We start from the raw sequence: 22,660 nt of genomic DNA on the forward strand, positions 1-22,660 counted from the left end.
TAAGGCATGACTGAGATTAAAACAGCTTATGTCTTCCCCGGTCAGGGTGCCCAGTTCGTGGGCATGGGACGGGATCTGTATTCCAAGTTTCATTCCGCCAGAGAGCTTTTTGATCTGGCGGATAAAGCTTTGGGATTTTCATTGTCAAAACTGTGTTTTGAAGGGCCTGAAGAGAACCTTAAAGACACCCGCAACTCCCAGAGTGCCATTGTCTGCCACAGCCTATGTGCCCTTGCAGCTTTTATGGAAAGCGGCAAGTCAAAGCTCCTGCCCGAACCTTCTTTTGTAGCCGGGCATTCACTGGGTGAATATTCGGCTCTGGGTGCAAGCGGCATACTCCCCTACCCGCAGGCTATTTTACTTTCCCGCAAAAGAGGGGAGCTTATGGCGGAAGCGGCTGCCAAAACACCGGGTGCTATGGCAGCTGTTATAGGACTTTCGGAAGAAATACTGTCTGATATCTGCCTTAAAACAGGCTGTTACATAGCGAATTTCAATTCTCCCGGACAGATGGTTATCAGCGGCCTGAAAGAGGCGGTAGAGCAGGCATCCGTCCAAGCCAGCGCCAGCGGAGCGATGAAAGTAGTACCCCTGCAGGTAAGCGGCGGGTTTCATACCCCGCTTATGTCGCCAGCTTCCGCCGGTTTAAAAGAAGTACTTAACTCTATCAGTTTTGATACCGCCAAAATACCTTTGGTAGCCAATACTAGTGCCAGTCCGCTTACCAATCCGCAAGATATAAAAAGCGAACTGGCCTGCCAGCTGACCGGCGGTGTCCAGTGGCAAAAAAGCATAGAAAACATGATAGCCGCCGGGGTAAATACCTTTGTTGAGATTGGGCCGGGCAAAGTGCTGGCCGGCCTGATTAAAAGAATTAACCGCAGTGTCAGTATCTACAATATAAACGATACCGCTTCTATCCAAAATTTTAGCGTATAATGGGTAAGATGCTGAGTTTAGACGGCAAAACAGCCCTGATTACCGGCTCCGGCAGGGGCATAGGCAAAGCTATAGCTTTACGGTTTGCCGAAGCGGGGGCAAAAGTGGTGATAAATAGTCTTTCGCCCGCCGGTGAAGAAACGGCTACCCAAATACGTTCTAAAGGCGGTCAGGCTGTATTTGTTCAGGCAGATGTAAGCCAGAGCAGCGGAGTAGATGCCCTCTTCAAAGCCGCCCAGGAAGCCTACGGCGGGGTGGATATACTGGTAAACAATGCCGGCATAACCCGTGACCAGCTGACCATGCGTTTATCCGAAGAAGACTGGGACAGTGTAATCCAAACCGACTTAAAGAGTGTCTTTTTATGCTCCAAAGCCGCCCTACGCCAGATGCTGAAAAACCGCTGGGGACGGATAATAAACCTCAGTTCCATAGTGGGTTTAAAGGGCAACCCCGGTCAGGCTAACTATGCCGCAGCCAAAGCCGGCATTCTGGGATTCAGCTGCTCTCTGGCTAAAGAAGTGGCCAGCCGCAATATAACCGTAAATTCCATAGCCCCCGGTTTTATAGAGACCGATATGACCGCCGCTTTGTCCGAAGAGCAAAGACAGGCCATAACAGAGCGTATACCCATGCAAAAACTGGGCACAGTGGAAGATGTAGCCGCTTGTGCATTATACTTGGCGGAAGAAGATGCCAAATACATTACCGGACAGGTAATAAGCCTGGACGGCGGTATGTCTATAATATAAGAGAGTAAAGAGTGACGACCAGCAGACGCAAAGCACGTGAAATAGTCCTTCAAGCCCTGTACGAACAAGACTTAGCAGGGCATAATGCCGAAGATGTTTTAAGACGCCTTTTAACCGAAACCCCTCAGACTGAAGAAAACACAGAGTTTATTTTCAGGCTGACCAATGCCGTAGTCAAGCACAAGGAACTGCTGGATGAAAATATCCGCCAGTTTGCTTCCGCCTGGCCGGTGGAGCAGCTTTCCTATATTGACCGAAATGTCCTCCGGCTGGCCATTTTTGAAATTATCCATGAAAATGACGTACCTGTAAAAGTAGCTATTAACGAAGCAGTTGAACTTGCCAAATCATTTGGGGGCAACTCTTCTGCCAGATTTATAAATGGGGTTCTCAGTTCTGTCAGCAAAGCTCTGGCAGATACAGCAAAGCAACGGGAGGAGTGAAGGAGTGGCAACGGTTTTTGAAAGAGTAAAAAAAGTTAGTGTTGAGCAGCTGGGCGCTGAAGAAAAAGATGTGGTGCTTACTGCCAGTTTTGCAGATGATTTGGGTGCAGATTCTCTGGACCAGGTAGAGCTTATTATGGCGCTGGAGACCGAGTTTGGTACTCCTGAAAGCAAATTTGAAATACCTGATACTGATGCCGAAAAATTAAAAACGGTACAGGCTGTGGTGGACTATCTAAAGTCCAAAGGCATAAAAGACAACTAATAAAGCCTTTAAAGCCACAGAATTCAACCAGGTTTTAAACAAGCAGCTGAAATCCAGCCCGGGCATTTTATTGTCCTTTGAATCTGTTCGAATAAAATTTCAGATAGCAAGGCCGTTTGCCTAAAAAACAGCTAAACGGCATGGGTGATTTTTGTCCGAAAAAGAGAAAATCAAAAGGGGTAACCCTCTTAGCCATTCGGCCGGGTCTTCCCTTAATGCACTATTTACTGGCCAGATTTGGATTAAGACAACCCTCAGGCGGTATCCTGTCCGAATTTACACCCTGTATACCGCTCTACTACCTTTCGAAAGTGATAGCCGTAAATTGACAGGGTGATTGCCAGCGGAAAAGCCTTGGGGTTTTTTATCAGGGTAGAGCCCAACAACCGCCAGTAATACTTCCGACTGTTGTCTAAAATACCCAGATGCCATACAGACCGCATAAATGCCCTTAACCTCTGGGCTGATATCGGTTTTACCCTACCTTTTGGCTTGGGGTGATATCTGGATATAAGCACCGATACCCGCTGGTAATATTCGCGGGGAGCATATATGGCTGAAAGCACCCGGTTATATCCGTTTATCAGCACTTCAGTCTTCATGCGGGGAACAAAGTTCAAGCTGCAATCCGTGTTATCTCCCCGGAAATCTTCCAGCAGCCGTTTCTCTTTTTTTAATCTGTTCCACAAACGGGTACCTCTGGGGGCATTTAAAAGACCTACCATGGCGGTCACAATACCGCTTTGCTGAATAAAATTTATCTGGGCACGGAATATGGACACAGGGTCACTGTCAAAGCCCAGTATGAAACCGCCCTGAACCTGCATACCGGCTTTTTGGATTTTCTCAATTGAAACCAGCATATCCCTATTGGCATTCTGGTGTTTGGAACATTCCGCCAGACTTTCCGGATTGGGCGTTTCCACTCCCACAAATACAGTATCAAAGCCAGCTTCGCCCATCAGGTGAAGCAGTTCGTCATCATCTGCCAGATTAATAGAAACCTCAGTATTAAATGAAAATGGATAACCCTTTCTCTTCTGCCAGGCTACAACTGCCGGCAGTATATCAGCCTTTAGTTTATTCTTGTTGCCTATAAAGTTGTCGTCTACAAAGAAAACTCCGGAACGCCAACCGGATTTGTACAGGGCATTAAGTTCAGCCAAAACTTGAGTACGCCCTTTGGAACGGGGAATCCTGCCATTTAAAACTACAATATCACAAAACTCACAGTTGAACGGGCAGCCCCGCGAGTATTGAAGACTCATGGAAGAATACTCTTTTGCCTTGACCAGATTCCAGAGAGGGATAGGTGTACGGGTAAGGTCTGATTTCTCTTTTTCGGGGTAGACCGCCGCCGCTTTTCCTGCTTCCAAATCAGCCACAAAATCTGCCAGAGAGTTTTCCACCTCACCCAGCAGCAAGTGATCTATACCCTTGAGTGTTTCGGCCTCAGCCGTAAAGTAAGGCCCTCCGGCCACCACTTTTCTGCCAAGGGCATGGCAGCGGTTTATACATTCGTGGGCAGACTTTTGCTGAACAGCCATGGCACTTATAAAAACATAATCTGCCGCCAGAATATCTTTATCTGTCAGGTTTTCAATATTAAGGTCTATAAGCTTCTTCTGCCAGCTCTCCGGCAGCATAGCGGCCAGAGTCAAAAGACCCAAAGGCGGAAAAGAAGCCTTTTTAGAGACAAACTTTAAGGCGTGCTTGAAACTCCAGAATGTGTCAGGGTAACGGGGGTAGAGGAGCAGTATTTTCATCTGAATCTCCTAGAGGAGGATATTTGAATATTTTGAATGATATCATAAATTTCATTCATTTAAAACCATAACTACCCCAGCCGCCAGATAATCTCTTCTAACACTTCTTTCCAACTATCGCCAGTCTTTCTGAACTGGATAGCCACCTGATTACGCCCTGCCACCACTCCCGCTCTAAGCGGTTCAAGCAAAGCTTTATTTATTATCAGCCCGCCCAGCATCCGCACTACTATCTGACTGCCTTCGGTTACGATAGTTTCCACGTGGGCTTTTTTAGCCAGCAAACGTAAACGGAATGAATATAGCAGATTTTCAAGTTCCTTTGGCATTACCCCGAACCGGTCTGTCAGTTCTTTTTCCTTTTCCAGAACGCCTGCCAGACTGGCCAGAGTTGATAATTGCTGGTAAATAGACAAACGTAAATCCAGATCCTGGATATAGTATTCGGGTATAAATGCGTCCAAGGGTAAATCCAGCTTGGGGGCAGGCATATTCTGGATGCGTATTTCTTCTTTGGAAAGCCCGCTTCCGGCAGCTTTCAGTCCGGCTACTGCTTCTGACAGCATCTGAGTGTATAGGTTGAAACCGACCGAATTTATATAACCTGATTGTTTTACGCCAAGCAGTGTTCCCGCACCCCTTATTTCCAAATCTTTCATGGCAATACCATATCCTGCCCCAAGTTCAGCTGCTTCATAAATAGTTTTCAGGCGTTTTTCAGCATCACCGCTTAAGTGTTTTTCTTTGTCATACAGGAAATAGGCATATGCCAGCTGGGAGCTCCGCCCCACCCGCCCCCGCAGCTGGTAAAGCTGGGTAAGCCCAAAGCGGTCTGCCCTGTTTATAATCAGAGTATTGGCATTCGGCACATCCACTCCGGATTCTATAATAGTAGTACATACCAGCACGTCCAGTTCATGCCGCACAAAATCAGCCATTACGGCGGCTAGCTTATCTTCAGCCATCTGCCCGTGCCCGATACCTATACGGGCTTCGGGGACAAGCTTCTGAATACGCTCTGCAAGTAAATTTATGCCCATTACCCGGTTACTCACGAAAAATACCTGCCCGTTCCTTTCCATCTCCCGCAATATAGCTTCACGTATCAGCCGTTCATCAAAAGCAGCTACTACGGTTTTAATAGGCAGGCGTTCACCGGGCGGAGTTTCTATAACACTCATATCCCTTACCCCAACCATAGACATATGCAAAGTACGGGGAATGGGTGTTGCACTAAGGGTAAGCACATCTACTTGGGCACGCAGTTTCTTGAAAAATTCCTTGTGCGCTACCCCGAAGCGTTGCTCTTCGTCTATAATTACCAGTCCCAAATCTTTAAACTTTATATCTGCCTGAAGCAGGCGGTGAGTACCTATGCAGATATCCACTTCGCCTTTTTCCATATTTTCAACCACTTCTTTCTGTTCGGACTGGCTGCGAAAACGGCTAAGCACCTCTACTTTGACCGGAAAAGTAGCCAGCCGCTCACGGAAAGTAGTGTAATGCTGCTGGGCAAGCACTGTAGTAGGTACCAACACTGCCACCTGCTTGCCGTCCATGACCGCCTTGAAAGCTGCCCGTATAGCTACTTCTGTTTTACCGTAGCCAACGTCCCCCAGTATAAGCCTGTCCATAGGGCGGGTTTTTTCCATATCTTCTTTGATATCGCACAGAGCTTTCAGCTGGTCAGGAGTTTCCACATACGGAAATGATGCCTCCATTTCTTGCTGCCAGACAGTATCTGACGAAAATGCATAGCCATTTGCCAACTCGCGTTTGGCATAGATATCAAGGAGTTCGCGGGCGGTTTCCTCCGCGGATTCACTGGCCTTTTCTTTTGCCCTTTGCCATTCCTGAGTACCCAAGCGGTGCAAAGACGGCGGTTCATCTCCGCTGCCTATAAAACGGTTTACTCTGTCCATTTGATCTGTCGGCACATAAAGTTTGTCACCGCCGGCATACTGGAGTATCAGGTACTCTTTATCCATACCATCACGGTTCATATGGCTGACCCCGCTGAACAAAGCCACACCATGGTCTATATGCACCACAAATTCACCCGGTTTTATATCCAGCACCACACCCTTACGGGCAGACGGACGCTTGGAAGGCAGACGCCGCTGTTTTACAAAGCCGAAAAGTTCGGCATCCGTGAGAATATGCAAGTTACCGCTTAAACTCCAGCCGGAACCCAATATCCCTTGAACCAAACTGAGACTGGCAGGCGGAGGGGGGGTTAATACATCTGTCTGGACAACCGCCAAAATACTGCGCTCTTTTAAAAGCTCAGCTAGACGGGCGGCCTGATGACTGACAATAACCACTCTGCCAGTGTGCCCTTTTAGTTCCGGCAATTTTTCATACAAAGCGGATAAACGCCCTACATAATTATCCGGGGAAGTAAAATCCAGCTTTAAAGACTCACTCTCCCGCCCGAAGGAGGCCATAATAAGCCGTTTTCTGGTTTTCAGCATGGCGGATATCTCTGCCCAGTTAAAATACGGACGGGGATAGACGGAAGGAAGTTCACCATGTGACAGACGATCAGAGCGCAGTTCTTCGGCTTCTTTATCCAGATGAAAAGCTGCCTGCTCTATGGAGGCAGGTTCATCCAGCACTACCAGAGCATCTGACGGAAGGTAATCAAGTATGCTTGAGGTATTAAAAAGAGGAGCGAAAAATTCGGGGTATTCGGGTTTCAGGCCCTCGTTAAGATGGTTTATATCTGCTGACAGAGTACGGCTGAATTCGGGATTTAGATTATCTGTGAGCAAAATATCCAGCCGGTTATTAATGTCCTTACGGGTCAGCTGCCCCAGATGAAAAAGCTCACTTGCGGGGCTTATAGTAAGCTCATTTACCGCTTTTCCCGAACGCTGGCTCTTGGGATCAAAATTACGCAGACTTTCCAGAGTATTACCGAAAAATTCCAATCTTACCGGATTATCTTCGGTATGAGGAAAAATATCCAACATGCCGCCCCGATGGGAATATGTACCCGGTATCTCCACTATGCTTTCCTGGCGGTATCCCAACTGCTGAAAACGGCTGATTAGGTCCTGGGGTTCTATTTCCAACCCGGCCCAGACTTGTATAAAAGATTGTTTAAATATTTCCGGAGAAACGTACCGCTGCAGCAAAGCCGGCACAGCCGTAACTATTATCCGTGAATCTCCGCTGCGGATATACCCGCCCAGAATGCCTGCCAGCCGCATCTTTTCCAGTGAAGAATTACGGTCAGAAACAGCCCGCTGATAAGGCAGCAGACTGGGGTCAGGCAGAAAACCCGGCTCCTCTCCTGTATAAGCAGCTATCTGCTCCAAAAGTTCCCTTGCCCGCTCCGGCTGCGAGGTAATAACCAGCATGGGGCATTTTAGCCTGCGGTATACGGATGCCAGACTAAACCCCCGCCCCGCATCTAAAACCGAAATGTCAGCTTCACCCCTATCCAGAGCTTGAAATAGGCTGTCAAATGACGGGCTTTGGTCTATAAGAGGCAACAAACCGCTAAGATTCAATATCTTCTCCAAACACATTTAGGGGCTTACCGTTAGAGGTAGCCCCGCTTGAAAATTGTATCACCGAAAGACCCCGCCCTCAAGTCAAACACAATATATACGGCCAATCCTTGTTCTGGCATAACTTGCTTGCTATAATGACTTATTTATGAACGGAAATTGTTATAAACGGGTTGTAATAAAACTAGGCACCAGTCTGCTCACCGGCGGTACAGGCAAACTTGACCATGAGCGCATGGCAGATTTATGCCGTCAGATAGCCGAACTGACCCGCCTTGGTACTGAGATAATCATAGTTTCTTCAGGGGCAATTGCCGCCGGACGCTCTAAAATGGGGCTTAGGCATATCCCGAAAGATGTTCCTTTTAAACAGGTGCTGGCAGCTATAGGGCAGAGCCAGCTTATGAATTATTATGACCAGCTTTTCAGTCCTTACGGTCTGACAATTGCCCAGGGTCTGCTGACCAAGAATGACCTGTCTGACCGTTCCGGTTACCTGAATGCCAGAAATACCCTGCTGGCCCTGATGGAGCTGGGAGTGATAACTATTGTCAATGAAAATGACGTGGTGGCGGTAGATGAAATCCAGCAGGCCAAATTCGGGGATAATGATAATCTGTCTGCCATGGTAGCCAACCTGATAGAGGCAGATTTGCTCCTCATACTGACTAATATCCGCGGACTTTATACCGCCGACCCCACCCTTCACCCGGATGCCACCCTGATAACCGAGGTCAAAGAGATAACCGAAGATCTGGAACACCTTGCCGCCGGAAGTTCCAACAAGCTGGGTACGGGCGGAATGGTGACCAAACTGGAAGCGGCCAGACTGGCCACATCTTCTGGGGTAAACGTCATCATAGCGGACGGACATATACCGGATATTATCCTTAAACTGGCAAACGGAGAAACTGAAGGCACCCGTTTTATACCCACGTTGCACAAACCGGGCAGCCGTCAGCGCTGGATGATGAGCGGACTTTGCACCCGCGGCAGTATCTGCATAGATGACGGAGCAGCCAAAGCTTTACGGGAAAACCAGAAAAGTCTGCTTGCTGCCGGGGTACAACAGGCTGAGGGTAAATTCGGGCGGGGGGATATTGTAAAACTGAATGACAGCCGCGGCAAACGGCTGGGTTATGGCATAACCAACTATTCTTCAGATGATATTGCCAAAATCAAAGGCTTACACACGAACGAGATAAATGCTGTTCTGGAGGGTAACCAAGGCCCTGAAATAATTCATCGCAATAACCTGGTGGTAATTTAACGGAGGTAGTCATGGCACTGGGCAATATATACCTGGGAGACCAACTGATAGGGCAAGTGGAATATACCCTTCAGGATAATTCCGATTCCCGCTGGTGGGGCGAACTGGTCTTCACCGAATACCACAAGGTAGCTGATGGCGGCGGTTATTCTATCCTCACCGAAGATGGAAAACAAGGGCGCTGCACCCTTAAAAAGAAATTGAACAAGGCCGTTTACGGTATGCCTTCACGCCATTTTTATCTCTTCCAGGGCATGAGCCCGCTTAAAACCCCGTGAGCATTAAATACTCCAGCGGACTAGGCCATATCTACCTCAAAGATGTAGATAAACCGCTGGCTGACGTCCAGTATAACCTCATGGAAACCAATTCCAGCCAGTATACATCCGCCAAGTGGTGGGGAGAGATAACATCTGCCAAAGAGCTAAAACCGTCTGAATATATTTTTGAAACTGAAGACGGACGGAAAGGCAGCGTGGTAATCAGCCTGACTAACCCGCCTGGGCGAAAACTCCCCAAGTACCGTTATCTGGTTAACGGAAGGGGTTCACTAGGAAATTTGCGTAGCAAACACGGCATAAAAAAGCCCGGCACGCCTTAGAAGCAACACCGGGCTTTTTATTAACCTGTTATTTATAAACTAAATGTAATAAAAGTTTGACGGACGTTCATCCAGTGTTATTGTGATAGTCCGCTCAACGCCATTCCGCTCAGTTACAAGAACCACTGTATCTCCGGCATTCATCCTCCAGAGAAAACGAAGCAGGTCTGAGAAAGATGTTACAGCCTGCCCGTTAAACTGGTAAATAACATCTCCGTCCCTCAAACCGGCAAGGGCAGCTACACTGCCGGACTCAACATCCAGTACCTCAACCCCGGTTGAGGCTTCAGCACCGGGGAAACCGGGGATATCATCATAATAGTCGTCAATATCTATACCCAGATAGGGGTGATGATAACTGCCGTCTGCTAACAGGCTTTCATAAATATGCTTGGCTGTAGCCATATTTATTGCAAAACCCATATTCTGAGCATCCAGAATACCGGCACTGTTTATACCGATAATTTGCCCCTGAAGGTTTATCATAGGGCCACCGGAGTTACCCGGATTTATAGCCGCATCTGTCTGGATTACATCAAAATAAGGCGTCCCGTCTATGAAAAACCAATTTTCCAGATTACTTACGATACCGGCGGTTACCGTCATGCCGCCATCAGTTGGGGATATGCCCAAGGGATAACCCAAAGCCACCACAGTATCACCCACTTTAAGGGTGGCAGGGTCACCGAAAGATGCCGCCTGTAGACCGTCTGCATCTATTTTAACTACGGCTACATCCATAAAATCATCAGTCCAGAAATCTTCGGCATTATAAACCTGTTTATTGGGTAAAATCACCGTCACGTGGGTGGCATTTTCCACTACGTGGCGATTGGTAAGTATATAGCCGCGGCTGTCCATGATAGTCCCCGAACCGGAAACAGTACCTCTTTCACCGGTAGACGGGTCATAATAATCTACCTCTATATACACCACCGAAGCCATTACCGAAGCAATAGCATCCACCTGAGCTGTAGAAAGTTTCAAAAGTTCGGCAACTTGCCCATCCAGAGTAGCCAGATGTCCGTTTACTGTTGTCAGCTGGCTTTTAAGCGAATTTATATCAGCCCCGGCTTGGCTAAGCTGGCTTTGCATAGATGAGATTTGCCCCTGGGCTGTTTCAAGTTGGTCTTTCTGGTCAAGCAGAAGCACCGTGTTAAACGCACTTACCCCTACCAGTACCAGGCTAAGTAATACTCCTATCCATTTCTGGGCGGTAGTCATACCTAATCCTCCTTTAGATTATCAACATCTAATAATACCCTCTTTGGGCATATTGGGAAAGGGAAGCACAGCTATATTTTTTCAACCCGGCAGATACAGGGCAAGAAAACTGAGAATATCATCTACCGGTATAACCAGATTTATATCTTCTATATCCTCACCATAAGGTACTATCCCGGCAGAGGGTATACCTATCATAAGCCCAGCCATATTCACCATGCAACCTCCGGAATTGCCGGGGTTTATGGCGGCATCTGTTTGCACATACAGATAACCTTCATAGGTACGCATAGCCGAAACTATACCCTTGGTAAATGTGGCCGGACCAGTAAGGTCAGTCCCCAGAGGAAACCCGGCTGCCACCACATCCATGCCCACTTTTATATCTGCCATGGTTGCCAGAGTAACGGCAGGGAATTCCTGCCCGCCGGTAGCACTCATCCGCAGCAAAGCTATATCCCGGCCCACGTCACTGCCTACCACACTGGCTGAGTATATAGCCCCTTCCATCAGGGTTACCCTGATAGTAGTTGCCCCTTCAATAACATGGTAATTGGTCAGTATAAAGCCCCGTTTATCAATAATAGTGCCGGAACCGGAAGCACTGAAATTGCGCCCGCTCACGTCTACCCGCACTATTGACGGTTCAATCAGGCTGACCAAATCCGCAACCGCACACTCATGGCAGGTAAGGTCTGTATTTACCTGCTGAAGCTGGCTTTGCAGGTCAGAGAAATCCTGCTGCAGGCTGGAAATATCTCCGCCCAGGCTGTTTAGTGAAGCCAGGCTCTGGGTCAAAGAATTTATTTGGGTTTCAGCCTGGCTAAGCTGGTCTGATTTTTGAAAAAGCATCAGGGTATTAAACCCGGTAACCACCACCAGAAGGGCAATAACTGAAATACTTACCCAACGAAATCTGGCACTTTCCACAGCTGCCTCCGTTAATATAAATTCAAACCGGATACTCTATAATAACTCTTTCAAAACCAGAAATGGGAACCAACCGTAAAATATTTCCACCAAGCAGTCCAGCCCCGTTAAAATACACTCCTTTAAAAATCACAGGGGATAAAGACTAATCTTCATCCCCTGGTTTTCCATCATATCCCTATGGTATCAAGCGGTTTTCTTGAAATACACCTCAACCGCATCCGCAATAAAAGCGGCCAATCCGGGATGTATCCTGTCAAAAAATGCCTTGAACTCAGGGTCATCCCGATAGCCTCTGGAAAGGCCCAGCAAACCTTCATCAGTATACTGAGCAAAGTTTTCCAGCCATTCCCGCCACTTGGCTATCAGTGCCTGCGAAAGAGAGTGGGCAGGTCCGTTGGGTATATTCTCAGCCAGTCCTTCAAATATAGACTGCCCCTGTGCCTGAAGCTCTGCCATTTTGGTTTTACCCATTTTTACTACCATCTCTTCGGAACGCCGCACTGTTTCCTCACCATACCGGCGGCGGGCTTCACGACGATAATAATCAATTTTTTCCTGGGGAAGTCCCTGGTAATATTCGTTTATTTCCATTTCTATTTTCCCTTCCAGACTGGATATAGTTTTCTGAATAGTCTTCTGCAAATCTGCAAGCTTCTTTCCCCTATCCTTGAGCAAACTGCTCTGACGGCGCAGATTTTCAAGGATGCTCGCATTTTTATCGTCAACCAGTAGTTTTATCCCTTCCAATGGAAACCCCAGCTCACGGTAAAAGAGTATCTGCTGAAGGCGCAAAGCCTCATCCCGGCCATACTGCCTATATCCGGCAGCAGTATAACTGCGGGGTTTCAGCAGTCCGTGCACATCGTAAAAGCGCAGAGTGCGTATACTCACTCCGGCCATTTTAGCAAGTTCGCCCACTGTCAGCAGTTTTTCCATAACCTTATCATAAAGCATTACCTAAGGTAATGGTCAAGAGCCAAGGCTAGTCTAACTTTAACCTTGCCATTTTCCGGCCCAGAGTTTAATATTTGTGTATTACCACAGCTTAAAGGAGAAATGATGGAAAAAGCACTGCTGGAAATAGAAGAAAAAGCCCGCTTAGCCAGAGCCGCTTCCCGCCCTTTAAGTTATACTTCATCGGCCCAAAAAGATGCCGCCCTTAAAAATATTGCCGCCTGCCTGCTGGATAACGCTCCGGCCATACTGGAAGCTAATTTGAAAGACCAGACTGAAGCCAAAGCGTCAGGTATGCCCTCTGCTATGCTGGACCGCCTGATAATCAACCAGAGCCGTCTGGAGGGTATCGCCAAAGATACTCTGGCTATTGCAGCCCTGCCTGACCCGGTGGGTGAAATATTTGATATGGGCACAATGCCAAACGGCCTGGTTATAGGTAAAAAACGGGTACCGCTGGGTGTTATTGCGGCTATTTATGAAAGCCGCCCCAATGTCACAGTGGATATTGCCGCTTTGTGCCTGAAAGCTGGAAATGCGGTTATTCTGCGCGGCGGCAAGGAAACTATCCATTCAAATACCATCTTGGCAGAGCTTATACGGCAGGCTGTTGCAGATGCAGGTCTGCCCAAAGAAGCTATCCAGTTTATAGAAAATACTGACCGCAGTCTGGTAAACCACCTGCTCAAGCTCTCAGAACAAATAGATTTAGTCATACCCAGAGGCGGTGCCGGACTAATTAGTTATGTTAAACAAAACTCATTTATACCGGTGGTTGCCGGAGGCATAGGGGTAGTACATGTATACGTAGATGCTGATGCCAAAATAGCTGATGCGGTAAACATAGCTTATAATTCCAAAGTACAACGCCCCACCGTCTGCAACGCCATGGACACCCTGCTGGTACACAAAGATATAGCCGCCACTTTTCTGCCGGCTGTTGCCGCCGAATGGAACAAAGCCGGAGTGGAAATAAGGGCAGATGAAAGAGCCCTGAAAATACTGGAGAACACTTTCGGCTGCAAGCTGATACCCGCCACTGCAGATGACTGGGGCAAAGAATTTCTGGCACTGGTTGCAGCCGTAAAAGTAGTAGATAGTCTGGACGAAGCACTTTCGCATATTGCCAAATACGGCTCCGGACATACGGAAAGCATCGTCACCCAGAACTATAACTCTTCCCAACGCTTTCTGAACGAAGTGGATGCGGCTGCTGTTATGGTAAATGCCTCCACCCGTTTTACAGACGGCTCGCAGTTCGGGCTGGGAGCGGAACTGGGCATAAGCACCCAGAAGATGCACGCCCGCGGCCCCATGGGGCTTAAGGAGATAACCAGCTACAAATGGATAGTCTACGGGAACGGCCAGATACGGGGATAGCTTATTACTCTACTTCCGTAACTGAATATAATCTAAGGGGGGCTTAAGCCCCCCTTTTAAATATCTGCCACACGGCTGACTAAAGCTACGGCCGGGTAATACTATTCTGAATATCAAAAAGCTGTTTGATACCGACTTCACCCAGTTTAAGTACATGGTCAAGGGTATCACGGGAAAAGGTTTTGCCCTCAGCCGTACCCTGTATTTCCACAAACTCAGCCCGGTCATTCATAACCAGGTTAAAATCCACTTCGGCCTGAAAATCCTCATCGTAACAGGGGTCAAGCACAATATTGCCTTTAAAAATACTGACGCTGACCGCCGCCACCTGAGAAGTAAAAGGCATTTTGGAGAGAATACCCATATCTACCATCTTCTTAAATGCCAGATACAAGGCTATATATGAACCGGTTATGGAAGCGGTGCGGGTACCGGCATCTGCCTGAATAACATCACAGTCTATAATAAAAGACCGCTCGCCCAGAGCCGCTAAATCCACGCAGGAACGCAGGGAGCGGCCTATAAGACGCTGAATTTCCTGGCTTCGGCCGGATATCTTGCCAGCAGATGAATCCCTCTGGGTGCGGGTAACAGTAGAACGGGGCAGCATGGAATACTCAGCCGTAACCCAGCCGTTACCGCTGTTTCGCAGAAACTGGGGGACTTTATCTTCCATACTGACCGAGCAGATTACCCGGGTCTTACCCTGCTCTATCAAAACCGAACCCTCGGCAAAGCTCTGGAAACCGGGAGTAATTGTTATCGGCCTTAGCTGGTTGAAGTTGCGGCCATCACCTCTTTGCATGAATACAGACTCCATTTCTAAACTAGTTTATACCCGCAAGTATAACACCCTGAAGTAAACGGGGACAACGCAGCCGTTTATCCGCTCAGGCTTTCAAATGCCTCTTTAAGCAGGGGAACAGTAACAATGGAAGCTATTTCAGCAGGCAAAACCCAGCAAAAATCAGTATGCTCCCAGTCTATCTTAGGCGGCCTGTCAATTTTCAGGTGAAAAAGGAAGGGGTGTATCTGCCAGAGAATACCCAGCGCAGTATCATGGTACTCAAATACCTGTCCTTCTTTGAGCAGCACCAGTTCTTCGGGATTGTAACCGGTTTCCTCAGCTATTTCAGTGTAAACCTGTTCAAGGGGTGTGGTATCCATATGGCCGGATATAGCTGCCCAAAACCCCCTGTAGCTTCCCACCCGTTGGCTGCGTTTAAATAAAAGCACTTTGCCATTTTTTATAAGAAAAGCGGTCACCACCGGCTGTAAACGGGGCAATTTATCCACCCGAAATACCTTTCAGGTATTCCTTCAATATCTCCAGAACAGCAATAGCCGCCTGATATTTTATTTCTTCACGGCTGCCCGTAAAACGGCGTTCAAATGCTTTGACACCCTTCGGGGCGGCTAAACCCAGATAAAATAACCCAACCGGCTTAGACGGAGTCTCACCATCCGGGCCGGCGATGCCGGTATCAGACAGGCAAATATCGGCACCCAGAAGTTGCCTGCCCCCCGAAGCCATCTGGCAGGCGGTTTCCATACTGACTGCACCTTGGGTGTCCAGTATTCGGGCAGATACACCCAGAAGTTTTTGTTTAATATGGTTAGAATAGCTGGTAACCGAACCCAGATAATAAGCCGAGCAGCCGGGGATATTGGTAATGGCGTGTGAAACCAGCCCGCCGGTTGCAGATTCTGTCACTCCCAGACTAAGCTTATGCTTATTAAGCAGCTGCCCTATTTCCCCTGCCAGAGCAGTTAGTTTATAATCTAGGTTATCAATCATAATAGTATTATATTACCTTTAGAAGGGTTAATATGCCAGCCAAAGAAAGCCCGTTTAGAGTAAATCTAAAAATATTCCCTTCCTCGCAGCGAAATGAACTGTCAGGATACGAGAATGGTTTGCTCAAACTCAGGATAGCCGCTCAACCAGAGAAAGGCAAAGCCAATAAGGAACTGATAGACTACCTGAGTGAGTTGCTTGATACACCTAAAGCCGAAATTGAAATATGCCACGGACATACAGGGCGGAATAAAGTACTGGCGTTTTACTGCCTTAGTCAGGCGGATTTTGAGGCAAAGATTTCGGCGATTTTGCACGGGTCTTAGCGTTCACTTTTACTACAACCACCTTGGTAGACTTCTTTCTGGGCAACCTGCTGTTTTTTATCGGCAGGTCTATGATAAACCTGGTTCCCTGCCCCAGCTTGCTTTCCAGTTGTACTTTGCCGTCATGCTCCATAATAATACCGTAGCATACACTCAACCCCAACCCCGTGCCCCGGCTATCTTCCTTGGTGGTGAAAAAGGGGTCAAATACCCTTTCAGCAATCTCAGGTGCAATACCCGGGCCATTATCTTCTATTATCATGCGGATATAGTTGCCCATATCCTGGGTTTTTATAAGAAGCCTGCCCCGTCCGTGAGCCTGATACATGGCTTGTTCGGCATTAAGAATCATGTTAATCAGCACTTGCTGTATCTTGTAAAAATCCATCAGGGTAGACGGCAGATTTTCTGCCAATTCCAATTCCACAACTATATTCTGAACAACCAGCTCGTATTCACGCAGTTCCACAGACTTTCGTATAACATCATTAAGCCCGCACAGTTTCTTTTCCTGCTCATAGCTGCGGGCAAAGGTACGCAGATTATCTACCACCTTGGCCGCCCGCAAGGCTTCTGTATGAATACGCTCGATATCACGGTGCTGTTCTTCACTGGTACATTTTCGGGCTAATCTCTCTGAAAAACCCAGTATGCTGGTCAGGGGGCTGTTTATTTCATGAGCCACTCCAGCCGTAAGTGCACCTACCGAAGCCAGCCGGCTGGAAAGATTAAGGTCTTTTTCCAATCTCCGCTGGTTTTCTTCAGCTTTTTTACGTTCTGAAATATCCCTGATTGTTAAAAATATCAGATTCCTGCCATCCAGCTGGAAGAAATGATAATGTATCTCTATGGGTACGGATACATTATCATTGGTCTTATATACATATTCATTCAAAAGATAGCGGACTTCCAGCAGTTCCTGCCACAAGGCTGGAGTAATATTAAAACATTCAAAACGAATATCAGCAGGCTGCATTCTCAAAAATTCTTCATGGGTATAACCAATATAGCGGCACATTTGCTCATTGGCCTCCATGAATTTCAGCGGTTTTCCTTCCTGTGACACTTCGTAGACCGCCACTGCATCCAGCATATTATCTAAAAATAAATGAAAAAGTTCTTCTTGTTTCATCATCTATTCCCGTATATCTTGTACCCGAACATAGCCCGCAGCGTGTTTTGACAGGTATCCTTATTGCACATAGGTTTTACCCTGTATTCAATTCGGGAAAATACTCCGCTATCCATGCCATTTACTGCAGGGAATCGGCAAAGCTTATCCACCGGTATGTATCTGACGGCATCCGGTATAGATGGCATAATAAAACAACTGTGTGCATTCCCGGCTCCGTAACGGAAATGCACAGACGGTTTGTTAGTTCTAGAATTTACCCGCCCGGCATATCCCCGGGGATAACTGAAATCAATAGTAACAAAGGTATTCTCAAATATTGCCGAATACCCAATACCTGTTTTCTGGGATTCCGGACTGATATTATTTATCATATCAACACCCGAATTTTCTGCTTCCACCTGATTTTCTTCGGATATCTTCTTCCCCGCTATTCAAATTATTACATCCTTTATTATACATGTTTAAAAATGCCTAATAAAGTACAGGATTGAAAATAAAAAGACCAACCTGAGGTTGGTCTTCTTTTAGAAAGCTAAAATTAAACTGTTTTAGGCTTCAGGGGAAATACGCAGGAAATTCTTGGTAGCGTTGATGATATCTATCTCACCGAAGGGTTTATTCATAACGCCGAAAGGGCCTTGGGCAAGCACTTTGGTCATGGTATCGCTATCCGGATAGCCGGTTATGATGGTAACGGGGAGTTTGGGTTTAATTGCCCGAATTTTCTGGTAAAGCTCCGCTCCGTTCAAACCGGGCATTTTGAGGTCAAGAAATACCAGGTCAAAATCTTTGCTTTGAAGCTGTTCCAAGGCTTCTTCACCATTCTTAGCCATGCAGACTACATGACCTTGCTCTTCCAGCGTTTCTTTAAACAGACTGCGAACGGTGATTTCATCATCAATTACCAGTACGTTTGCTCTTACACCGACTGCACTCTTGCGCAGCCACTCGTCAATAGATGACTTGTCAAAACGCCAGCTGTGGCTTACCTTCAACGCAGGTATGGCATTACGCTGGAGAAGACGGTAAATTGTTTTCTGGGTTACTCTGAGATATTCGGCTACTTCGCGAACAGTCATTAAATCAGCCATGATATTCTCCTAATCCTCTATAACAATATATTTAAACTCTTACAAGATACCTTTTATATTATAGCAATTCACTATACAAAGGACAAATAGGGACAAAATCTTGAACATTTTATATATACACTATAATAACCTAATTACTGTATCTTTCAGGCCTATACACATCCCCCAATCGTATAAAACTCCAACTGTTTGGTTATATTTTTAGTTTGAAATCAGCCGCCAGTATGCCAAAACCACATAGCCCCATACTCAAACCAAAGCTGGCGTTACGTTTTTTAACGGCATGTGTTATTATTGTAACATAGCAAGGTATTGTAAAATAATACCCATATTAGATACAAGTTAAGTACACTGATATATCGAGGTTGTAATATATTGATTCGCAATATTACGATAAGCCAGACGTCAAAAACTATTTTCCGCTGGGGGATGGTGCTGGCCGGGATTGCTTTGCTGGGATTGCCTATGATTATCAGTGCTGCCATAGTACCTTATGTAGATTCGAGTCTGGTAGCTGAGTATCAGGTGGGCAATACCCAGGGGCAGATAACCTGCTATCAGGCAGGTAAAGACCCTGAAGTGCTGGAGATATCAATTTGGTATCCGACAAGCGGCGAAGGCAATTTTTCTTATGAGGGATTCAGCGGTACGCTGGCAGATTTCAGCGGCGGGCCGTATCCGCTTGTTATTTTCAACCACGGGTTAAATGCCAATGATATTGACCCTCTTTACCTTAAAGAAAGCCTGGTTGGACAGGGATATGTGGTAGCTTCTGTCCAGTTTAATGATATGTCTTCAATCAGTTTTTCAGATTATCTTTCCACTACTCCCAGAACAGACTGGGATAACCGCACAGATAACCTCTTTTCTGCAGTAGACAATTTTTTCCGTGATAATTATCTGAACTATCTGGAAAATTTCCGCATAAACCAGTCACGCAGCAGTCTGGATTACGTACTCAACATGAATAAAAACCCGTCTTCGCCTTTTTACGGGCTGATAGATACGGAAAAAATCGGTATGGCAGGGCATTCACTCGGGGGACTTACCACGCTGGCACTTAGCGGTGCCCACCCTAACCCGGCTGTAGCTGACTCCAGAATAAAAGCCATAATCCTTTTAGCTACTCCGGCTTACCCCTTTGAAAACAATCTGGCAAATGTAACCATACCCGTAATGGTCATGCGGGGAGATTATGACCTGATGATGACCAGTGCCGAAGATAATCTTTGGGTAACTGCCCAAGGGCTTAAGCCGCCTAAATTTTTCCTGGTAGTCAGCCAATCCCATCACTTCACCTTCAGCCAGTCACCTTACGACATTTCCGACTCTTTACCGCATGTAAACCACGATGCACGGCTGGAAGTTATTATGATCTACAGTCTGGCTTTTATGGATTATTACCTGAAGGGTGATGCGAATGCCCTTAATGTACTAGAAAGCCAAGACCCCATGTTGGCTCAATATTATTACGAACTAGGCTAAACCCAACCGAGCCGCTTCTGCCGAAGAAATTTTCAAAGACAAAATAAAAAGCCCTGCTCTCACAAGCAGGGCTTTAATTAGTTTCTTAAACTAGTGACTATCTGCCGCCCTTTACGCGATTGTAGCAATTGCTGCAATACACGGGACGACCCTGACGGGGTTCAAAGGGAACCTCGGTGTCCTGACCGCACTGTGCACAGACAGCCTGGAACATCTGGCGAGCGGGACCTCTGCTCATACCCCCGAAACCACCGGTCGAACCGCCTCTTTCAGCCTTGCGGGCCTGGCGGCAGCTAACGCAGCGCTTGGGATCATTGGTGTAGCCGCGAGAAGCATAAAGCTCCTGCTCGGAAGCTGTAAAGGTGAATGAAGCGCCGCAATCAGCACACTGGATTTCTTTATCCTGGTAAGCCAATTTGGATGACCTCCTCTCTGAAAATAGTTGGCTAGATTTGCGGTCATCCAAAGTGAAGGGTTAACCGATGAGACAACCTGTGTTCTAAACCACCAGAGGTAATTATACAATTGTGTATTACTATTTACAAATACCAATTCGTCTTTTTTGCCATATTTTCCTAAAAAGAGTAAAATATTTTTTCAGATAGTGAATAAAGAAGCAGTAAAAACAAACTTGAATAACATTTTCACCCATATCCCCTACGGCTTACGCCAGCGTTACCGACTGGTCTTTTCCGTTTAACTCCCGCTTTTTCATTTTTTGAGATTTGCAGGGCGAAGTGTGCCCTTGTATCCAGGCTATTTTCAGGAGAAAGATTTTGGAAAACTACCAGAGAACAGATATCCGTAATATTGCCATTATTGCTCACGTAGACCACGGCAAAACCAGCCTGGTGGACGTGATGCTTAAACAAAGCCGTATTTTCCGTGAAAACCAGCATGTTGGCGAACTTATCATGGACCGCAATACTCTGGAACGGGAAAAAGGAATTACTATCCTGGCGAAAAATACAGCCATAACCTACCGCGGAGTAAAAATAAACATTATCGATACCCCCGGACATGCTGATTTTTCGGGTGAAGTTGAGCGGGTGCTGAACATGGCTGACGGCTGTCTTTTGGTAATTGACAGCATTGACGGCCCTATGCCCCAAACCCGTTTTGTGCTTAGGGAAGCCATGCAGAAAAAGCTGAAGCCTATCGTAGTTATAAACAAGATAGACCGCGAAAATGCCCGCCCTGAAATAGTGCTGGGGCTGGTACAGGACTTGTTTCTGGAACTGGCTACCACTGAGGAACAACTGGACTTCCCGGTAGTTTATACTTCTGCCCGCGAGGGTTATGCTGTAAATACCCCCGGTACTAAAAGCACTGACCTTATCCCCCTGTTTGAGTGCATACTTGCCAAAATACCCCCTCCCAGCATTGCCCAAGGGGAATTCCAGATGCTGATTTCTAACCTGGACTATGATACCCACAAAGGACGGATAGCTATCGGACGTATCCAACGGGGCAAAATATGTTCCCATGACCGGGTTGTTAATATAGATTCCCAAAATAAAGCCCATTCTTTTGAAGTAGGTCAGGTATTTACCTTTATGGGACTGGGCAAACAGGAAGTGGAATGTGCCGAAGCGGGTGAAATAGTAGCCATTACCGGTCTGGAGAATGCATCTATAGGTGATACTGTCGCCAGCCCTCTTCAGCCCGAAGCCCTGCCCCGCATTGAAATAGGCGAACCTACTGTCCGCATGACTTTCGGGGTAAACACATCACCCTTCGGCGGGCGGGATGGCAAATACTGCACCTCACGCCAGCTTCGGGAAAGGCTTTTCCGCGAGCTTGAGACCAATATAGGGTTGAGGGTTGAAGAAACCGATTCACCGGACTCATTTTTGATTTCCGGACGGGGCGAACTCCACCTGTCTATACTGGTGGAAACTATGCGCCGTGAAGGATATGAGTTTGAAATATCCAAACCGGAAGCTATTACCAAGAATATTAACGGCAAAGTCTATGAACCGGTAGAAGCTTTGACGATAGATGTCCGCGAGGATTTTGTAGGAGAGGTCACCGAGCTTCTGGGTAAACGGCAGGCACGTATGACCGATATGCACAATGACGGGGAAGGAAACGTAAGGCTGGAATACAATATACCTACCCGCGGCCTTATCGGCTTCCGCAACTCTTTCCTGACAGCCACCAGAGGCACGGGCGTACTGAACAGCCAGTTTCTGGATTTTCAACCCTGGTGCGGTGAAATAGAACAAAGCCGGACCGGCGCTTTAGTAGCAGCCGAAGCAGGTTTATCCTGCACTTACGGGCTTAACAACTCACAGGAACGTGGCATACTGATGATAGACCCCAACATACCCGTTTACGAGGGTATGATAGTCGGTCTTCATGCCAGAGGGCTTGACCTGGCGGTAAATGTCTGCAAACAAAAGAAGATGACCAATATCCGTTCGTCTACCTCGGACATTGCCATAAAGCTGGTACCGCCTATGAAACTAAGTCTTGAACAGTCTATGGATTTTATCGCCGATGACGAACTGGTTGAGGTAACCCCCAAGGGTATCCGCCTGCGGAAAAAGATACTGGATACCGAGATGCGGCTTCGGGCACGCAAACGCACTGAAAACAACTAATCAAAGTCCAGCTAATAGTTCTTACCCAAGGGGGCGATATTAAAGTTGCCCCTTTTGTATGGGCTGAGATAGATTTAAGCGAACTAGACAAATGTTACAGTTCCCTAAGCTCTTTTGCCCATAAAACCGGCCGCCCCTCGTTGTGGAGGGGCGGCTGTCATTTACCCGGCTTGT

General features: G+C 47.0%; 23 protein-coding genes. 11 read left to right on the plus strand and 12 right to left on the minus strand.

Going from position 1 to position 22,660, the window contains the following annotated elements:
* Positions 1-6: 6 nt before the first annotated feature.
* Genes fabD through acpP form a run of 4 tightly spaced genes read left to right on the plus strand, consistent with a single transcriptional unit; the run spans position 7 to position 2,399 of the window.
* A complete protein-coding gene (fabD, locus tag ASJ33_RS06535) occupies positions 7-939 on the plus strand; it encodes an ACP S-malonyltransferase (protein WP_041331218.1) in 933 nt (310 codons plus the stop codon).
* A complete protein-coding gene (fabG, locus tag ASJ33_RS06540; RefSeq protein WP_023652595.1) occupies positions 939-1,691 on the plus strand; it encodes a 3-oxoacyl-[acyl-carrier-protein] reductase in 753 nt (250 codons plus the stop codon). The genes fabD and fabG overlap by 1 nt, the downstream gene beginning before the upstream one ends.
* A gap of 11 nt (positions 1,692-1,702) precedes the next feature.
* Positions 1,703-2,134 (plus strand): transcription antitermination factor NusB, encoded by a 432-nt coding sequence (gene nusB, locus ASJ33_RS06545; protein ID WP_023652596.1) that lies wholly within the window; start codon positions 1,703-1,705, stop codon positions 2,132-2,134.
* Positions 2,135-2,138: 4 nt separating this feature from the next.
* Entirely contained in the window at positions 2,139-2,399 is a 261-nt protein-coding gene (gene acpP / locus ASJ33_RS06550; protein ID WP_012882327.1) for an acyl carrier protein, read from the plus strand.
* Between the two features lie 254 nt (positions 2,400-2,653).
* Here the strand turns inward: acpP and ASJ33_RS06555 are convergent, their stop codons facing one another.
* Together ASJ33_RS06555 and mfd are read right to left on the minus strand one after the other, a co-directional pair.
* Positions 2,654-4,165, minus strand: coding sequence for a B12-binding domain-containing radical SAM protein (locus ASJ33_RS06555; RefSeq protein ID WP_023652598.1), 1,512 nt, complete (start codon positions 4,163-4,165; stop codon positions 2,654-2,656).
* A 71-nt stretch (positions 4,166-4,236) separates the two neighbouring features.
* Positions 4,237-7,683, minus strand: coding sequence for a transcription-repair coupling factor (gene mfd, locus ASJ33_RS06560; protein WP_041331795.1), 3,447 nt, complete (start codon positions 7,681-7,683; stop codon positions 4,237-4,239).
* 148 nt (positions 7,684-7,831) lie between these two features.
* Between mfd and proB the strand changes: the two genes are divergently transcribed.
* Genes proB through ASJ33_RS06575 form a run of 3 tightly spaced genes read left to right on the plus strand, consistent with a single transcriptional unit; the run spans position 7,832 to position 9,554 of the window.
* The gene (gene proB, locus ASJ33_RS06565) at positions 7,832-8,953 is read left to right on the plus strand and encodes a glutamate 5-kinase (RefSeq protein ID WP_023652600.1); all 1,122 of its coding nucleotides are present in this window, start codon (positions 7,832-7,834) and stop codon (positions 8,951-8,953) included.
* A gap of 11 nt (positions 8,954-8,964) precedes the next feature.
* On the plus strand, positions 8,965-9,231 hold the full coding sequence (locus ASJ33_RS06570; RefSeq protein ID WP_012882331.1) for a hypothetical protein: 267 nt from the start codon (positions 8,965-8,967) through the stop codon (positions 9,229-9,231).
* A complete protein-coding gene (locus tag ASJ33_RS06575) occupies positions 9,228-9,554 on the plus strand; it encodes a hypothetical protein (RefSeq protein WP_012882332.1) in 327 nt (108 codons plus the stop codon). The genes ASJ33_RS06570 and ASJ33_RS06575 overlap by 4 nt, the downstream gene beginning before the upstream one ends.
* A 39-nt stretch (positions 9,555-9,593) precedes the next feature.
* Here the strand turns inward: ASJ33_RS06575 and ASJ33_RS06580 are convergent, their stop codons facing one another.
* The 3 genes from ASJ33_RS06580 to ASJ33_RS06590 all read right to left on the minus strand — a co-directional run bounded on the left by ASJ33_RS06580 (position 9,594) and on the right by ASJ33_RS06590 (position 12,665).
* Positions 9,594-10,778 carry a trypsin-like peptidase domain-containing protein gene (locus tag ASJ33_RS06580; protein WP_041331220.1) on the minus strand — a complete coding sequence of 395 codons (1,185 nt, stop codon included), beginning with the start codon at positions 10,776-10,778 and terminating at the stop codon, positions 9,594-9,596.
* 81 nt (positions 10,779-10,859) lie between these two features.
* Positions 10,860-11,708, minus strand: a complete 849-nt coding sequence (locus ASJ33_RS06585) for a S1C family serine protease (protein WP_041331222.1) — start codon at positions 11,706-11,708, stop codon at positions 10,860-10,862.
* Positions 11,709-11,894: 186 nt separating this feature from the next.
* Complete coding sequence (locus ASJ33_RS06590) at positions 11,895-12,665, minus strand: MerR family transcriptional regulator (RefSeq protein WP_052465207.1); 771 nt, start codon at positions 12,663-12,665, stop codon at positions 11,895-11,897.
* Between the two features lie 105 nt (positions 12,666-12,770).
* Between ASJ33_RS06590 and ASJ33_RS06595 the strand changes: the two genes are divergently transcribed.
* Positions 12,771-14,045 carry a glutamate-5-semialdehyde dehydrogenase gene (locus ASJ33_RS06595; protein WP_041331224.1) on the plus strand — a complete coding sequence of 425 codons (1,275 nt, stop codon included), beginning with the start codon at positions 12,771-12,773 and terminating at the stop codon, positions 14,043-14,045.
* An 85-nt stretch (positions 14,046-14,130) separates the two neighbouring features.
* Here ASJ33_RS06595 and rph read toward each other — a convergent pair whose 3' ends face one another.
* The 3 genes from rph to ASJ33_RS06610 form a co-directional block, all read right to left on the minus strand.
* Positions 14,131-14,850 (minus strand): ribonuclease PH, encoded by a 720-nt coding sequence (gene rph, locus ASJ33_RS06600; protein ID WP_041331225.1) that lies wholly within the window; start codon positions 14,848-14,850, stop codon positions 14,131-14,133.
* Between the two features lie 77 nt (positions 14,851-14,927).
* A complete protein-coding gene (locus ASJ33_RS06605; RefSeq protein WP_052465208.1) occupies positions 14,928-15,341 on the minus strand; it encodes an NUDIX domain-containing protein in 414 nt (137 codons plus the stop codon).
* Entirely contained in the window at positions 15,334-15,843 is a 510-nt protein-coding gene (locus ASJ33_RS06610; protein WP_041331227.1) for a CinA family protein, read from the minus strand. Before ASJ33_RS06610 ends, ASJ33_RS06605 begins: the two co-directional genes overlap by 8 nt.
* A 32-nt stretch (positions 15,844-15,875) precedes the next feature.
* Between ASJ33_RS06610 and ASJ33_RS06615 the strand changes: the two genes are divergently transcribed.
* Entirely contained in the window at positions 15,876-16,169 is a 294-nt protein-coding gene (locus ASJ33_RS06615; protein ID WP_023652608.1) for a DUF167 domain-containing protein, read from the plus strand.
* Here ASJ33_RS06615 and ASJ33_RS06620 read toward each other — a convergent pair.
* From ASJ33_RS06620 to ASJ33_RS06630, 3 genes are all read right to left on the minus strand, one after another.
* On the minus strand, positions 16,117-17,304 hold the full coding sequence (locus ASJ33_RS06620; RefSeq protein WP_236886590.1) for a two-component system sensor histidine kinase NtrB: 1,188 nt from the start codon (positions 17,302-17,304) through the stop codon (positions 16,117-16,119). The genes ASJ33_RS06615 and ASJ33_RS06620 overlap by 53 nt on opposite strands.
* Positions 17,301-17,702 carry a hypothetical protein gene (locus tag ASJ33_RS06625; RefSeq protein ID WP_041331230.1) on the minus strand — a complete coding sequence of 134 codons (402 nt, stop codon included), beginning with the start codon at positions 17,700-17,702 and terminating at the stop codon, positions 17,301-17,303. Before ASJ33_RS06625 ends, ASJ33_RS06620 begins: the two co-directional genes overlap by 4 nt.
* A 150-nt stretch (positions 17,703-17,852) precedes the next feature.
* Positions 17,853-18,395 carry a response regulator gene (locus ASJ33_RS06630; RefSeq protein WP_012882343.1) on the minus strand — a complete coding sequence of 181 codons (543 nt, stop codon included), beginning with the start codon at positions 18,393-18,395 and terminating at the stop codon, positions 17,853-17,855.
* A 375-nt stretch (positions 18,396-18,770) separates the two neighbouring features.
* Here ASJ33_RS06630 and ASJ33_RS06635 point away from each other — a divergent pair, with 375 nt between their 5' ends.
* Positions 18,771-19,880, plus strand: coding sequence for an alpha/beta hydrolase family protein (locus tag ASJ33_RS06635; RefSeq protein WP_041331232.1), 1,110 nt, complete (start codon positions 18,771-18,773; stop codon positions 19,878-19,880).
* 97 nt (positions 19,881-19,977) lie between these two features.
* Here ASJ33_RS06635 and ASJ33_RS06640 read toward each other — a convergent pair whose 3' ends face one another.
* Positions 19,978-20,295, minus strand: coding sequence for a zinc-ribbon domain containing protein (locus ASJ33_RS06640; RefSeq protein WP_010936985.1), 318 nt, complete (start codon positions 20,293-20,295; stop codon positions 19,978-19,980).
* A 361-nt stretch (positions 20,296-20,656) separates the two neighbouring features.
* Between ASJ33_RS06640 and typA the strand changes: the two genes are divergently transcribed.
* Positions 20,657-22,486, plus strand: coding sequence for a translational GTPase TypA (gene typA / locus ASJ33_RS06645; protein WP_023652613.1), 1,830 nt, complete (start codon positions 20,657-20,659; stop codon positions 22,484-22,486).
* Positions 22,487-22,660 lie beyond the last annotated feature (174 nt).

It is taken from the genome of Dehalococcoides mccartyi, assembly GCF_001889305.1.
Classification (GTDB): domain Bacteria; phylum Chloroflexota; class Dehalococcoidia; order Dehalococcoidales; family Dehalococcoidaceae; genus Dehalococcoides; species Dehalococcoides mccartyi_A.

What these genes read in the sequence shown, in the direction of transcription:
- fabD (WP_041331218.1), top strand. Translation starts at nt 7, where the DNA reads ATGACTGAGATTAAAACAGCTTATGTCTTCCCCGGTCAGGGTGCCCAG.
- fabG (WP_023652595.1), top strand. Translation starts at nt 939, where the DNA reads ATGGGTAAGATGCTGAGTTTAGACGGCAAAACAGCCCTGATTACCGGC.
- ASJ33_RS06555 (WP_023652598.1), bottom strand. Translation starts at nt 4,165, where the DNA reads ATGAAAATACTGCTCCTCTACCCCCGTTACCCTGACACATTCTGGAGT.
- proB (WP_023652600.1), top strand. Translation starts at nt 7,832, where the DNA reads ATGAACGGAAATTGTTATAAACGGGTTGTAATAAAACTAGGCACCAGT.
- ASJ33_RS06570 (WP_012882331.1), top strand. Translation starts at nt 8,965, where the DNA reads ATGGCACTGGGCAATATATACCTGGGAGACCAACTGATAGGGCAAGTG.
- ASJ33_RS06580 (WP_041331220.1), bottom strand. Translation starts at nt 10,778, where the DNA reads ATGACTACCGCCCAGAAATGGATAGGAGTATTACTTAGCCTGGTACTG.
- ASJ33_RS06590 (WP_052465207.1), bottom strand. Translation starts at nt 12,665, where the DNA reads ATGCTTTATGATAAGGTTATGGAAAAACTGCTGACAGTGGGCGAACTT.
- ASJ33_RS06595 (WP_041331224.1), top strand. Translation starts at nt 12,771, where the DNA reads ATGGAAAAAGCACTGCTGGAAATAGAAGAAAAAGCCCGCTTAGCCAGA.
- rph (WP_041331225.1), bottom strand. Translation starts at nt 14,850, where the DNA reads ATGCAAAGAGGTGATGGCCGCAACTTCAACCAGCTAAGGCCGATAACA.
- ASJ33_RS06610 (WP_041331227.1), bottom strand. Translation starts at nt 15,843, where the DNA reads ATGATTGATAACCTAGATTATAAACTAACTGCTCTGGCAGGGGAAATA.
- ASJ33_RS06615 (WP_023652608.1), top strand. Translation starts at nt 15,876, where the DNA reads ATGCCAGCCAAAGAAAGCCCGTTTAGAGTAAATCTAAAAATATTCCCT.
- ASJ33_RS06620 (WP_236886590.1), bottom strand. Translation starts at nt 17,304, where the DNA reads ATGATGAAACAAGAAGAACTTTTTCATTTATTTTTAGATAATATGCTG.
- ASJ33_RS06630 (WP_012882343.1), bottom strand. Translation starts at nt 18,395, where the DNA reads ATGGCTGATTTAATGACTGTTCGCGAAGTAGCCGAATATCTCAGAGTA.